The organism is Streptomyces sp. SAI-127 (assembly GCF_029894425.1).
GTDB lineage: Bacteria > Actinomycetota > Actinomycetes > Streptomycetales > Streptomycetaceae > Streptomyces.
In genome coordinates, this window is sequence record NZ_JARXYJ010000001.1 from 7,156,341 (window position 1) to 7,169,304 (window position 12,964).

At 70.3% G+C, this 12,964-nt stretch carries 9 protein-coding genes; 5 read left to right on the forward strand and 4 right to left on the reverse strand.

The genetic code is table 11. The features are described from left to right. Window positions 1-20: 20 nt before the first annotated feature. Together M2157_RS32920 and M2157_RS32925 are read right to left on the reverse strand one after the other, a co-directional pair. Window positions 21-1,313, reverse strand: coding sequence for an MAB_1171c family putative transporter (locus tag M2157_RS32920; protein ID WP_280857386.1), 1,293 nt, complete (start codon window positions 1,311-1,313; stop codon window positions 21-23). Further along, window positions 1,310-1,900: a toxin-antitoxin system, toxin component family protein gene (locus M2157_RS32925; RefSeq protein ID WP_079077490.1), complete on the reverse strand. Its 591-nt coding sequence runs from the start codon at window positions 1,898-1,900 to the stop codon at window positions 1,310-1,312. The genes M2157_RS32920 and M2157_RS32925 overlap by 4 nt, the downstream gene beginning before the upstream one ends. A 180-nt stretch (window positions 1,901-2,080) precedes the next feature. On the opposite strand from M2157_RS32925, the gene M2157_RS32930 reads away from it, so the two are divergent. From M2157_RS32930 to M2157_RS32950, 5 genes are all read left to right on the forward strand, one after another. Next, window positions 2,081-3,430 carry an extracellular solute-binding protein gene (locus tag M2157_RS32930; protein WP_280857385.1) on the forward strand — a complete coding sequence of 450 codons (1,350 nt, stop codon included), beginning with the start codon at window positions 2,081-2,083 and terminating at the stop codon, window positions 3,428-3,430. Further along, a complete protein-coding gene (locus M2157_RS32935; protein WP_280867017.1) occupies window positions 3,427-4,365 on the forward strand; it encodes a sugar ABC transporter permease in 939 nt (312 codons plus the stop codon). Before M2157_RS32930 ends, M2157_RS32935 begins: the two co-directional genes overlap by 4 nt. Further along, window positions 4,362-5,222 (forward strand): carbohydrate ABC transporter permease, encoded by an 861-nt coding sequence (locus tag M2157_RS32940; protein ID WP_280857384.1) that lies wholly within the window; start codon window positions 4,362-4,364, stop codon window positions 5,220-5,222. Before M2157_RS32935 ends, M2157_RS32940 begins: the two co-directional genes overlap by 4 nt. 379 nt (window positions 5,223-5,601) lie before the next feature. Then, window positions 5,602-6,567, forward strand: a complete 966-nt coding sequence (locus M2157_RS32945) for an arabinan endo-1,5-alpha-L-arabinosidase (RefSeq protein WP_280867018.1) — start codon at window positions 5,602-5,604, stop codon at window positions 6,565-6,567. A 21-nt stretch (window positions 6,568-6,588) separates the two neighbouring features. Then, window positions 6,589-8,109 carry an alpha-N-arabinofuranosidase gene (locus tag M2157_RS32950; RefSeq protein ID WP_280867019.1) on the forward strand — a complete coding sequence of 507 codons (1,521 nt, stop codon included), beginning with the start codon at window positions 6,589-6,591 and terminating at the stop codon, window positions 8,107-8,109. A gap of 18 nt (window positions 8,110-8,127) precedes the next feature. On the opposite strand, the gene M2157_RS32955 is transcribed toward M2157_RS32950, so the two are convergent. Both M2157_RS32955 and M2157_RS32960 read right to left on the reverse strand, forming a co-directional pair. Next, window positions 8,128-9,897, reverse strand: a complete 1,770-nt coding sequence (locus tag M2157_RS32955) for an endo alpha-1,4 polygalactosaminidase (RefSeq protein ID WP_280867020.1) — start codon at window positions 9,895-9,897, stop codon at window positions 8,128-8,130. A 51-nt stretch (window positions 9,898-9,948) separates the two neighbouring features. Further along, the gene (locus tag M2157_RS32960; protein ID WP_280867021.1) at window positions 9,949-12,936 is read right to left on the reverse strand and encodes a beta-galactosidase; all 2,988 of its coding nucleotides are present in this window, start codon (window positions 12,934-12,936) and stop codon (window positions 9,949-9,951) included. Window positions 12,937-12,964: the final 28 nt, after the last annotated feature.

Consider the following 12,964-nt stretch of genomic DNA (forward strand, 5'->3'; position numbering starts at 1 on the left):
CCTCGCGTTGTCCACGCCGGTCACCCTCGCCGACCTGCTTTGCTGCCGGGGGTCCGGGGGCTGTCCCCCGGGAAGACGGAGTGCTCATGCGTGGACATGCTCTCTGCCGGGACGGCCGCGCGGGCGCGTACCGCCTTGATCTCGTCGGGGCTGTGCAGGACGTCGGACACGGCCGCGATCTCCTGCAGCAGGTACGTGGTGTCGGGGTCCCCGTCGCCGTCGGCGTCCGGGGAGTGCCGCCGGGTCTCGACGGCGTCCAGGATCGTCACGGCGGCGGCGAGGGCCTGGGCGCGGCCGCGCTCGAAGCCGAGGGCGACGGCCGCGTCGTAGGAACGGGTGCGCAGGTCCTCGTCGAGGAACCGGGACAGCTGGAGCAGCGCGTCGCGGATGAAGGTCTCGCGGCGGATGAGGCGCATCTCGGGGGTGGTGCGCAGGGCGAGCGGCTCGCGGCCGCCCGCGACGGTCCGCATCAGCCGGGCGAGCGGCCCCAGTTCACGGTGGCGGCGGCGGACCAGCCAGCGCTCGTGCAGGTACTGGCCGGCGTGCGGGACGATGAAACCGATCGCGACCAGCGTCGCCGCGATGCAGGCGGCCGACGGCGCGATGTTGGTGTTCAGCCAGTCCAGGTCGTGCCCGGTCCAGCGGGCCACCACGGCCGTGAGCTTGGCCGCGCTGAAGAGCAGGTTGGTCGCGAATCCGATGCCGAGGAACCTCAGCCCCCAGCGCAGCCACGCGTTGAGGCCGTCGGTGCGGATCCAGTTCCACACCAGCCGGGTCGTGATCGAGCAGGCCAGGGCCTGTGCGAACAGGTAGAGCAGGATCTCCTCGCGCATGAACGGCGTACTGGCGTAGTACGTGTCCAGGTCCTCGATCCGCTCCACGGGCACGTCGGCGAGCACGAAGAGCGTCCACAGCGCGACCACCACCGCCGCGTACGCGTAGACCACCCACCGGGTCGCGCGGCGCGTCTCGGCCGACCGCTCGGTGAGGCCGTTGCGCCAGTGCACGACCAGCAGCAGCCAGGACGCGGACAGCGCGGTGATCAGGGAGTAGACCCAGGGCGCCGCGATGTTCGGGACGCCGGTGACCCGGTTGGTCCAGGCGATGGTGCTGGGCGCCGCGAAGACGAACACCGCGCAGGCGAACAGCAGCAGACCGCCCACGGCACGCAGCAGCGGGTCCCGCCACAGCTTGAGGATGCTGGGCAGTTTGATCACCAGGGCGGCGGTCAGGACCAGGCCCGGGAGCCAGAAGGAGACGTACAGGCCGGTGATGGAGGCGGCCAGTTGGGGTGCCGGTTCGGGGTGGGTCACCGCCCTCGGCCTCCGCGGTAGCCGAGGGACCTCTGGACGGGGTCGGGCCGCACGCCGGAGCCGCGTGCGGAGACGAACGGCCGGAAGGCGGCCGCCAGCCGGTGCCCGAAGTCGTCGGCCTCGGCCTCGTCCGCCTCGCGGGAGCCGTTGCGGGCCGCCACGGTCAGGGCGACGGAGTCCCAGCCGGGCCGGCCGGCCAGCGCGTCCGCCGCGGCCGCGTGATGGTGCGAGTGGCCCGCGTGCAGGTGCCACAACTCATGGCCCAGGATGACCAGTTGCTGCATCTCCTCGGCCCGCTCCTCCACGATGACGAGGTCGAAGTCCTGGAACTCCACCCACAGTCCGGTCACCGCGATCTCGTCGGGGAACCGCTCGAAGCGCAGGTCCACGGGCCGGCCGCCGCGGCGCGCGCTCATCTCCTGGCACAGGGCCCGGCACAGCTCCGGCACGTCGGCCGGGGGGCGGGGTCTGGCCCGGACCGCGGCGGTGAGGTGGGAGACCAGATCGCGCATGGCCGAGGTCGCACGGGTGCGTCGTAGTGCCGAGGCGATCCGGGCCGCACTCCTGCGAGCGCCCGCGATGTCCATCCCACCCCCTGAGCTCTCCCGCCGCCGTAGGACGGGCTGTTCGAGACTACGCCGCCCGGAACTGTCCCGTCACGCGATCCGATTTTGCTGCGCGGGCCATTGACTAGAAAGCGCTTCCTGCCTACGGTCCCGTTCGAAGTTACGAGCGCAATTCGAAATATCGAACAGATAGGGCAGGGAATGGGACGACCTGACCTGAGCCGCAGGCAACTTCTCGCCGCGGCGGGCGGACTGAGCGTCGCCGCGAGCTTCGGCTTCGCGGCCCTCGGCACCGGCGCCGACGCGCTCGCCTCCGGCGCGGACACCCGGGTGCGCTACTGGAACCTCTTCAGCGGCGGCGACGGCGCCAACATGATCACGATGCTTGACGCCTTCCGAAAGGCCAACCCGGACATCGACGTGAAGGACTCCACCCTCCAGTGGGGCAACCCCTTCTACACCAAGCTCGCCATGGCGGCCGCGGGCAACCGCGCACCCGACCTCGGCGTCATGCACATGGGCCGGGTCACCGGCTTCTCGCCCGGCCGGCTCCTCGACCCGTGGGACGTCGACCTGCTCGCCAAGTACGGCGTACGGGAGCAGGACTACAACCCCGCGTTGTGGAAGCGCGGCGTCATCGACGGCAAGCTCTACGCCCTCCCGCTCGACATCCACGTCCAGCTCTGCTTCTACCGCAAGGACGTACTGGGCAAGGCGGGCCTGCTCGGCGACGACGGCCGGATGATCCCGGTCACCTCCACCGACGAGTGGTTCGACGTCCTGAAGAAGGCCAAGGCCGCCCAGAAGAAGGGGCTCCAGACGATCGGCCTGTGGACCAACGACCAGAACTTCCAGTGGTGGTTCTTCGTCGCCTTCTACACCCAGCTCGGCGGCAAGTGGTTCAACGACGCCGACACCGAGGTCCTCTTCGACCCCGACAAGGCCACCCAGGTACTGGAGTTCCTCCGCAGGCACGTCACCGACGGGTACGTCATCCCCGGCGCCCCCACCGGTGAACAGTTCATCAACGGCGCCCCCTTCACCTGGGAGGGCAACTGGTCCGTGCCGGTCTTCTCCGGCGCGAAGCTGGACTACGGCGCGACCCCGCTGCCACCCGTCTTCGGCAGGCCGGCCACCCACGCCGAGTCGCACGCCTTCGTCCTGCCGCACCAGGCGGGCCGCGGCGGCGCCACCAACGAGGGCGCGCACGAACTCGCCGCGTACGTCGTGACGCACGCCCTCCAGTGGGCGGCCGGCGGTCACATCCCCGCGTACACACCGACGCTCTCCACGGCCGCGTACAAGAAGCTCACCCCGCAGAACGAGTACGTCAGCGCCATGGACCACCAGGCCACCGAGCCCAAGGTGTGGTTCGCGGGCTCCACCGGCGTGCTCGCCCAGGACCTCGGCCCGGTCGTCGTCTCCTCGACGATGGGCTCCGCCAAGCCGGACAAGGTCGCGCAGACGATGAAGAGCCGTCTCGCCAAGCTCCTCGCCTCGAAGAACCCGATGGACGGCAGGACCGCCGCGCAGGGAGGTGCGGTCGCATGACGACCAGCGCTCAGACCGTCGCCGCACCGGCACGGGCCAGGACCGCGACCGTCACGGCGACCGTCCGCCGCAAGCAGGGCTTCCAGCACGGCGGCTGGTTCGTCGCCCCGTTCCTCGCGCTCTTCGTACTGTTCGTGATCTGGCCGCTGCTGCGCGGCGTCTACCTCAGCTTCACGGACGCCAACATCTCCGGCGACGACGCGAGTTTCGTCGGCCTCGACAACTACCGCGAGGCCCTGAACGACTCGGCTATGTGGGACGCGCTCGGCCACAGCGCGTACTTCACGCTTCTGGTCGTCCCGTGCATCACGGTCCTCGCCTTCCTGCTCGCGATGCTCGCCCACCACATCGAGCGCGGCAAATGGCTGTGGCGGCTGTGCTTCTTCGTGCCGTTCCTGCTGCCCTCGACGGTCGCCGCCAACATGTTCCAGTGGCTGTTCACCCAGGGCATCGGCCTGGTCAACGAGACCTTCGGGCTAGACACACCCTGGCTGACCGACAAGTCGTACGCGATGCTCGCCATCGTCATCGAGACCCTGTGGTGGACCGTCGGCTTCAGCTTCCTGCTCTACCTCGCCGCCCTCCAGGGCATCCCCGACCACCTCTACGAGGCCGCGAAGCTGGACGGCGCGAACGCCTGGCACCGCATGGTCCACATCACGCTGCCGATGCTGCGGAACATCACCGGTCTGGTGATCGCGCTCCAGATCCTCGCCTCGCTCCAGCTCTTCGACCAGGCCGTCGTGATGATGGACTTCGGGCCGGGGCCGGAGGTCAGCACCCGCTCCTTCGTCCAGTACACCCTCGAACAGGGCTTCACCAGCTACCGCGTGGGCTACGCCTCCGCGATGTCCATCATCTTCTTCGTGATCATCGCAGTCGTCGCCCTGGCTCGGATGTGGCTGCTGCGCACCCGTGAGGAGGGCGGCCGATGACCACCGCCGTACAGGTCCGCAAGAACCCCCGCAAGCCCTGGACGCCCAGCCAGATCATCCTCACGCTGATCGGCGTCGCCGTGTCCGCCGTGTTCGTGGCGCCGATCGCGGCAGCTCTGTTCACCTCCCTCAAGTCCGAGGCGGAGGCGGCCGAGATCCCGCCGCACTGGCTGCCCGAGGTCTGGACGGTCCAGGCGTGGAAGGCGCTGTGGGAGACCGGCAACATCACCAACTGGTTCATCAACTCGCTGGTGGTGTCGGTCTGCGTCACCTCCGTCGTGCTGACGGTCAGCGCCCTCGCCGGATACGGCTTCGCCCGCACCGAGTTCCGTGGCAAGAACGTGCTCATGGGCATCGTGATGTCGGGCCTGATGATCTCCCCGGCGGTCCTCGGCGTCCCGCTGTTCACCACGGTCCAGCAGATGGGGATGGTCGACACGTACTGGGGCATGATCCTCCCCCAGTGCGCGCCGGCCGCGATGGTCTACATCCTCTACAAGTTCTTCCAGGGCGTCCCGCGCGAACTGGAGGAGGCGGCCTTCATCGACGGCGCGGGCCGCTGGCGGGTCTTCTTCACGATCGTCGTCCCGCTCGCGAGGCCGTCTCTGGCGGCGGTCGGCATCTTCACCTTCATCGCCTCCTGGAACAACTTCCTGTGGCCCTACATGGTGACCAACAACCCCGACCTGATGACCATGCCGAACGGCATCGCCACCGTCATGAACTCCTACGGCATCCAGTGGGCCCAGCTCATGGCCGGCGGCCTCATGGCAGGCCTGCCGCTGATCATCGTGTTCGTCTTCTTCCAACGGCAGATCGTGGCGGGCGTGGCCCACACGGGGCTGGCGGGCCAGTGACACGACCACGGTACTGCGCGGGCCCGGACACCGGCCGAGACCCGGCGGTGGTCCCGCCGGGGCGGTCGCGCCTTGGTGTCCGCCGACAGGGCGGTGGCGTGTGCGGTGCCGGGGGTCCGGTCGCGGTGTGGCGTGGGTCTGGGCGTCGGGCGTGGCTCGCCGGGGCGGTCGTTTCCTTGCAGTCGGCGAGGGGACATGGCCGCACCGGACGTACGCGGTCCCCGCGGGCTGGTGACCCAACCACCGTGCGGCCGGGACTTGGCCGTGGTCCCGCCGGGGCCGGCGCGCGGGCGGTCGCCTCTTCGCCGTCGCCCGGACGGCAGCGCCACACCCACCTCGTCCGGCCCGTGCGGGTCACCATCAGCGTAGGGAGCCCCAGTTGAAGCGACTCAGACTTGCCGCCGTCCTGACCGCCGTTCTCGTCGCGCTCCTGCCGACCACGGCCCAGGCGGACACCACCTACCCCGACCCGCTCCCGGTCACCGGTCAGCAGATCATCCACGACCCGACGGTGATCCAGCTCAAGTCCGGTGGCTACGCGGCCTATTCGACCGGCGGGGTGATCGGCGCCCGGCTGTCCAAGGACCTCAGGCACTGGACCGACGCGGGCAACGCCTTCGCCGAGCCGCCGGGTTGGTGGTACGAGTACAACGACACCGGCGACCCCTGGGCCCCGGACATCTCCTACCGCGCGGGCAGGTACTGGCTCTACTACGCCGTCTCGTCCTGGGGCACCAACCACTCCGCGATCGGCGTGGCCACCTCCCCGTCCGGCCTCCCCGGCACCTGGACGGACCACGGCAAGGTCTTCACCTCCGAGACCACCGACTCCTGGAACGCCATCGACCCCGCGATCGTCCGGGCGGACGGCAGGCTGTGGATGTCGTTCGGCTCGTACTGGACGGGCATCCGCATGGTCGAGCTCAGCCCGGTCACCGGGAAGGCCCTCCCGGGTGCCACCGTCCACCACCTGGCCACCCGCGCCGACGCCCCGTACGCGGTCGAGGGCCCGTACATCGTGAAGCACGGCCGCTACTACTACCTCTTCGCGTCCTACGACGCCTGTTGTGCGGGAGTGAACTCCACGTACAAGATCAGGGTCGGAAGGTCCACGACGGTCACGGGACCCTACGTCGACAGCACGGGCACACCGCTGCTGGAGGGCGGCGGCGACCTGCTGCTGGCAGGGCACGGGAGGTACATCGGCACGGGAGGCGAGTCGGTCTTCCGCACCCGCGGCCAGGACTGGCTGGCCTACCACTACTACGACGCAGACGACAACGGCACACCGAAGCTCGGCCTGAACAGGCTCGGCTGGGTGCGTGACTGGCCGGTTGTCAAGTAACTCCGTTCCTGAAAGGTCCCCATGAGCAAGTCCACCGCCCGCTTCACCCTCGACCCCGCCTTCAAGGTCGGCGAAGTGAACCCCCGCCTCTTCGGCAGCTTCGTGGAACACCTCGGGCGCTGCGTCTACACCGGCATCTTCGAACCGGACCACCCCACCGCCGACGACAAGGGCCTGCGCCAGGACGTCCTGGACCTCGTCCGCGAACTCGGCGTCACCGCCCTGCGCTACCCCGGCGGCAACTTCGTCTCGGGTTACAAGTGGGAGGACTCGGTCGGCCCGGCCGCGGACCGCCCCCGCCGACTCGACCTCGCCTGGCACTCCACCGAGACCAACCGCTTCGGCCTCTCGGAGTACATCGACTTCCTCCGCAAGGTCGGCCCCCAGGCCGAGCCCATGATGGCCGTGAACCTCGGCACCAGGGGCGTCGCCGAGGCCCTCGAACTCCAGGAGTACGCCAACCACTCCGAAGGCACCGCCCTGGCGGACCTGCGGGTCGCCCACGGCGACAAGGACCCCTTCGGCATCACACTCTGGTGCCTCGGCAACGAGATGGACGGCCCCTGGCAGACCGGCCACAAGACGGCCGAGGAGTACGGCCGGATCGCCGCCGAGACCGCCCGCGCGATGCGCCAGATCGACCCCGGCGTCGAACTCGTCGCCTGCGGCTCCTCCAGCCAGTCCATGCCGACCTTCGCCGAGTGGGAGGCGACGGTCCTCGAGGAGACGTACGACCTCGTCGACTACGTCTCCCTGCACGCCTACTACTGGCCCGAGGACGGTGACGTCGACTCCTTCCTCGCCTCGGCCGTCGACATGGAGTCGTTCATCGACAACGTCGTCGCGACCGCCGACCACGTGGGAGCGAAGCTCAAGTCGAAGAAGAAGATCAACCTCTCCTTCGACGAGTGGAACGTCTGGTACCTGCCCGAGTGGGAAGCGCGCGCCAAGGAGTTCGAGCGGGACGACTGGCCCGAGGCCCCCCGTCTCCTGGAGGACAACTACAGCGTCCTCGACGCGGTCGTCTTCGGCTCGCTCCTCATCGCCCTGCTGCGACACGCCGACCGCGTCACGGTCGCCTGTCTCGCCCAGCTCGTCAATGTGATCGCCCCGATCATGACCGAACCGGGCGGCCCGGCCTGGCGCCAGACGACGTTCTTCCCGTTCGCGCAGGCCTCGCAGTACGGCCGCGGTGAGGTCCTCGACGTACGGGTCGACTCGCCGACGTACGAGACCAAGAAGTTCGGCGAGACGGACCTCCTGCACGCCACGGCCGTGCGCGCCGAGGACGGCACGGTCACCGTCTTCGCCGTCAACCGCAGCCAGAACGACCCCCTGCCGCTCGAAGTCGCCCTGAGCGGACTGGACTTGACGAGCGTCGTCGAGCACAGCGTCCTCGCGGACGCCGACCCGGACGCCCGCAACACCCTCGACGCCCCCGAGCGGGTCGCCCCGCACGCGGCCGAGGGCACCGCGCTGCGGAACGGCACCCTCACCGCCGTACTGGAGCCGCTGTCCTGGAACGTGATCCGGCTCGGCTGAACGAGGCCCCCGAGGGCGTCAGCAGGTTTCCCGCAGGAATCCGTCGGCGCCCTCGGGCTCGACCTCCTCGTCCCGGCGCACCACGCTGAGGGTGCTGCTCCAGGTGGCGCACGCCGTGGTCAGGCCCTTCTTGGTGTACTCGACCATGAGGACGTTGTCGTCGAAGGCGTCGGCGAACTCGCCGCACTCGTCGTACTCCGCGCACTCCTCGACGATGGCGAAGTCCAGGCCCAGGGACGCGCGGTCGGAGACGAGCTCCGCGGTGTTCTTCTGCGCGATGGCCAGGCCCTCGGCATGGGCGTGCGCCGCCAGCCGCTTCATCAGGGCCTCCGCCTGGGCGGCCTTGAGATACGACGGGAAGCGGGTGAAGGAGTCGTAGTTGTCGGGCTCCACGGCCTGGTAGCCCTTGGCCGCGCAGGCGTCGATCCAGGTGTCCAGTCTGGCGGCGATGCGTTCGCGCTTGGCGGCCGTACGGATGTCCAGGACGGCCTCGTCCCAGTCCGTGTCGTGGACGACCTTCCCGTCGGCGTCGCGCAGCAGCAGGTCGGCGTCCCAGTCGGTCTCCGCGTCCGACTCCGCTTGGTAGGCGTTGATGTTGCAGATGTTGTAGAGCCCGGGTGCGGGGGCGTCCTCGTAGCTGCGGCTCACCACACGGACCCCCGTCGCCGGGGGGTACGCGCCGCCGATCTGGTAGTCCCAGGGCACGTGCTTGGGCGGGAGCGTCACGGCGGCGGGGACGGTGGACCCGGACGAGGTGGACGACGGTTCGGCCGGTGACGGGGACGCGCCCTCAGTGTCCGACCCGGCCCGCAACGCCGCGATGCTCAGCCCGGTGACGGCCAGGGCCGCGACCAGACCGACGAGGACCCGCCGCCGGGACCCGCGGCCTCCCCGATCGCCTCGGCTCTCCCGCTGGTGGCTGGTCGCCACGGGGCCGGACGGTCCGGGCGACACCGGTGCGGCCGAGGCGGTCGGCGCGTCGGTGTCCGGCAACGCCCTCAGCAGCTCGCGCAGTTCACCGAGTTGCGGCCGGGCTGCCGGGTCCTTGTCCAGGCAGCGTTCGGCGATGCTGTGCAGCGGTTCCGCGACCCCCTCAAGGGCCGGCGGCTCGTACATCACCTGGTAGCCCGTCAGATACGGGCTGCTGCCGTCGAACGGGCGGCTGCCGGTGGCCGCGTAGACCAGCAGCGACCCCAGCGAGAAGACGTCCGAGGCCCCGGTGACCTCGCGCGGCGCGGCGAACTGCTCCGGGGACATGAAGGGCGGGGTGCCGATCAGCCGCCCGGTCATGGTGAGCGCCTCGTTGTCGACGGCGTACGAGATGCCGAAGTCGATGACACGGGGCCCGTCCTCGGCCATCAGGACGTTGCTCGGCTTCAGGTCCCGGTGGACCATGCCGACCCGGTGGATGTCCCGCAGCGCCTCGACGAGGCCCAGCGCGAGCACCCGCAGTCCGCTGCCGCGCAACGGGCCGTCCTGGGCCACGATGTCCGCGAGGGTGCGGCCCGGGACGTACAGCGTCGCCATCCATGGCTGCGGGGCGTCCGGGTCGGCGTCCACCACCGGGGCCGTGAACGCCCCGCTCACCCGGCGGGCGGCCGCGACCTCCTGCCGGAAGCGGGTGCGGAACTCCTCGTCCAGCGCGTACGCGGGGTGCACGAGCTTGACCGCGACCTGCCGCCCGGAGTCCGAGCGACCGAGGTAGACGATCCCCATGCCGCCGCTGCCGAGCCGGTCGACCAGCGTGTAACCGCCGATGGACTCCGGATCGCCGGGGCTCAGCGACATCGCCGGTCACCTTTCCCAAGTACGGGTGCTCGAAAGTTCAACGACATCAGGCTAGCGGCCGGGTGAATCCACCTGCGTGACCGGTACACCTCCGGCCGAAGTCCCCAGCAGCTTCAGCCGTACGTCACTCGGCCCCGACTCCGTCGTCCCGTCGGACAGCACCGCCAGCGCCAGGGTGTTGGTGCCGCGGGTGCGCAGGATGCCGTTCGGCAGGACGAAGGTGTGCTGCGGGCCCACGTCGTTGACGTACTGGCCCATGTTCCAGCCGTTGAGGAAGATCTGGACACGGTAGGCGCGCTTCGGATCGTCGTCGAGGGTGAGGCCGACCGAGGCGTCGATGCCGGCGTCGACGGCGAGCCGGAACGTCGTCCGGTACCAGGTGACGCCCTGGCGCCGGTCGGCGCGGGGCAGCTCCGCGGCCTCCCAGCCGTCCTCGGCGAAGCCCGGCAGATGCCAGCCCTTGCGCTCCCCGTACAGTCCGCCGTTGTTGAGCGGACCGCGCACCGGGTCGGGTGTCGTCTCGCCCTGGATGCGCCAACTCGCCTTCGGCGAACCGCCCTTGAAGGTGACCTGCGTCAACCCCCGGGCCACCTTGTGGGAGTCGGCGGATCTGCCGTCCATGTCGTGTGCCATCCGCCGTACGAGGACGGACAGCACGCGAGGCGACTCCCCGGTGGCCGGTGGCACCTCGAAGGTGGCCGTCGCCGACCAACTCCCCTTGCGTGCGGTGCGCTTGTCCGGCACCGGCATCCGGTGCGTGCCCAGCGGCTCGCCGTCCAGCCACGCCATCAGCAGCCCCTGCGTGCCGGTGCTGTAGGCGAGGGACACCGACTCCAGGTCGTCCGCGTCCGTGAGGCGGCCCCGGTACCAGACGTCGCCGTAGTGGAAGCCGTAGTCGTCGGCGAACAGGACCGGCCCGATCTTCGGGACCGGGGTGACGCTGTACGAATCGGTGCGGTCGGCCGTCGTCCAGCCGGAGTCGTCGTAGTCCGGAAGGGACTCGAAGTTCTCGGTACGGCGCCGCCAGCCGCCCAGCGCGGGCAGCCGTACCTCGCCCACGGCGGGCACGGGGAGCTGTCCGGGCGTGGCCGGCATGTCGGCGCGCAGGCTGCCCATGGGGGTGGCCGAGGTACGCAGCGGGCGTCCGTTCCAGGTGATCCGGCCGATGCCGCGCGGGGCCCACACCTCCATGCCGGTCCCCTCGACGGTGTCGCCGGTGAGATGGGCGGTCTGGCCGTCCAGGGTGGCCCCGCGCACCAGCGAGGGCCCGTACACCAGCACCGGGCCGGTCGGGGTGTCCACCGGGAACAGCCTGAGCGCGGCCGCGTCGTCGGCGAGGACCACCAGCAGCGGGGTGTCGCTGCCACCGCCCTCGATCCGCACCCGGGCCAGCCCGCCGACGCCCATCGGCGCGGTGATCCTGAGGACGCCGAGGTCGTAGTTCCACGCGGGTTCCGCGTCGCCCCGGGTGACCAGAGGCTCCTCCGGGCACTCCAGCAGGACCTGCGCCATCTCGCCGTGCGGGGCCGTGAAGACGACGACGTCCATCCGCCCGACCTTGAGGCACATCATGGGCTGCGCGGTGGCGTACTTGAGGGTGCGGCCGCCCAACTGCAGGTTGGCGGTGAGCAGTCGGGCGTCATGGGCGGCGATGGTGAACGCCACGTCGATCCCGGCTTCCGGGATGGTCGTCGTGATCGGCGCGTCGGTGTCGTTGCGCACGACGTACACCTGGGAGCCGGTGTCCGGGTTGGTCAGGTGGTACACCTTCAGCCGCTCGTCCTCGGCCCGCACCGCGTCCGCCCGGTCCAGCTTGGCGAAGTCCGGCACGGTCCCCAGGAGATGGCCGAGCTGGTGGAGCGGGGCGAGCTTCGGTGTCTGCCGGCGTGCCTCGTCGATCGCCGCCCCGTAGTCGTACGACGTGTACACCTGCGGCGCCGGCAGCCAGCCCCACGAGGTGCCGCCGAAGGTCATGTAGACGTTGTGCACGGTGATGCCGTTGGCGAGGTTGGTCAGCTGGAAGCGCCGCTCGTAGGCCGCGTCCCGGGTGTACCGCGCCTCGGCGTACCCCTTGCCGTCGAAGGTGGCCCCGCCCCACGGGTCGAACCAGCCGCCGCCGAACTCCGGGATGAACCCGGGCGTCCTGGGACTGGCCGTCGCCCCGCCCCTGAGGCCGCCCTCCCCGAAGTCCCCCCAGTCCGGAGGCACCTGGGCCGGGTCGGGGTACCCGTCGAAGCCGTACAGCCAACCGCGCTCCTCGCCCCCGGTGTTGAAGGACCCCGGGGCCCAGTAGCCGTTCCTGCCCTTGTCGTTGTGGAACAGCGGTACGTCGATCCCGTCGGCGCGCACCTTCTTGTACAGGTGGGACATGTAGTCGCGGCCGAGGCTCTCGTCGACGAAGGCGTCGTACTCGTTCTCGATCTGGTAGAGCAGAACCGTGCCCGTGCCCTTGGTGAACAGGTGCCGGGCGGCGATCGAGTCGACCTCGGTCAGCCACTCGTCGACGTAGGACAGATACGTCGGGTCGGAGGTGCGGGCCCGGCCCGCGGTCGCCGAGAGCCAGCCCGGGAAGCCGCCGCCGTCGACCTCGGCGTTGATGTACGGGCCGGGGCGCAGGATCACGTACAGGCCGGTCTCGGTGGCCGTGCGCAGGAACAGGTCGAGGTCGCGGACGCCGGTGAAGTCGTACTGGCCGGGGCCGGGGGAGTGGTAGTTCCAGGCCACGTACACACTCACCGCGTTGAAGCCGTGCGCGCGCATCTTCTGCAGGACGTCCCGCCACAGCGACGGACTCGGCAGCCGGAAGGGGTGCATCTCGCCCGACCGCAGCACCAGACGCCGGCCGTCGACCAGCAGCGAGTACTTGTCGTAGCCGACCTTGTGCCGCACCCGGTCGGCCACGGGCGCGCCCGGTGCGGGCCCGGTGGGCACGCTGTGGGAGGCGTACGCCGGGGTGGTCTCTCCACCACTGCCGCTCAGCGCGAAGCCGAGCGCCGTGGTGCCGGCGAGGGCGCTGAATGTACGTCTGCTCAGCTCCAAGGGAGCGCCTCCTGGTCGTGCCGCGCTA

Bases quoted from the DNA above. Each gene is read 5' to 3' on its own strand.
- M2157_RS32950 (WP_280867019.1), top strand. From the start codon at position 6,589: ATGAGCAAGTCCACCGCCCGCTTCACCCTCGACCCCGCCTTCAAGGTC.
- M2157_RS32955 (WP_280867020.1), bottom strand. From the start codon at position 9,897: ATGTCGCTGAGCCCCGGCGATCCGGAGTCCATCGGCGGTTACACGCTG.
- M2157_RS32935 (WP_280867017.1), top strand. From the start codon at position 3,427: ATGACGACCAGCGCTCAGACCGTCGCCGCACCGGCACGGGCCAGGACC.
- M2157_RS32925 (WP_079077490.1), bottom strand. From the start codon at position 1,900: ATGGACATCGCGGGCGCTCGCAGGAGTGCGGCCCGGATCGCCTCGGCA.
- M2157_RS32940 (WP_280857384.1), top strand. From the start codon at position 4,362: ATGACCACCGCCGTACAGGTCCGCAAGAACCCCCGCAAGCCCTGGACG.
- M2157_RS32930 (WP_280857385.1), top strand. From the start codon at position 2,081: ATGGGACGACCTGACCTGAGCCGCAGGCAACTTCTCGCCGCGGCGGGC.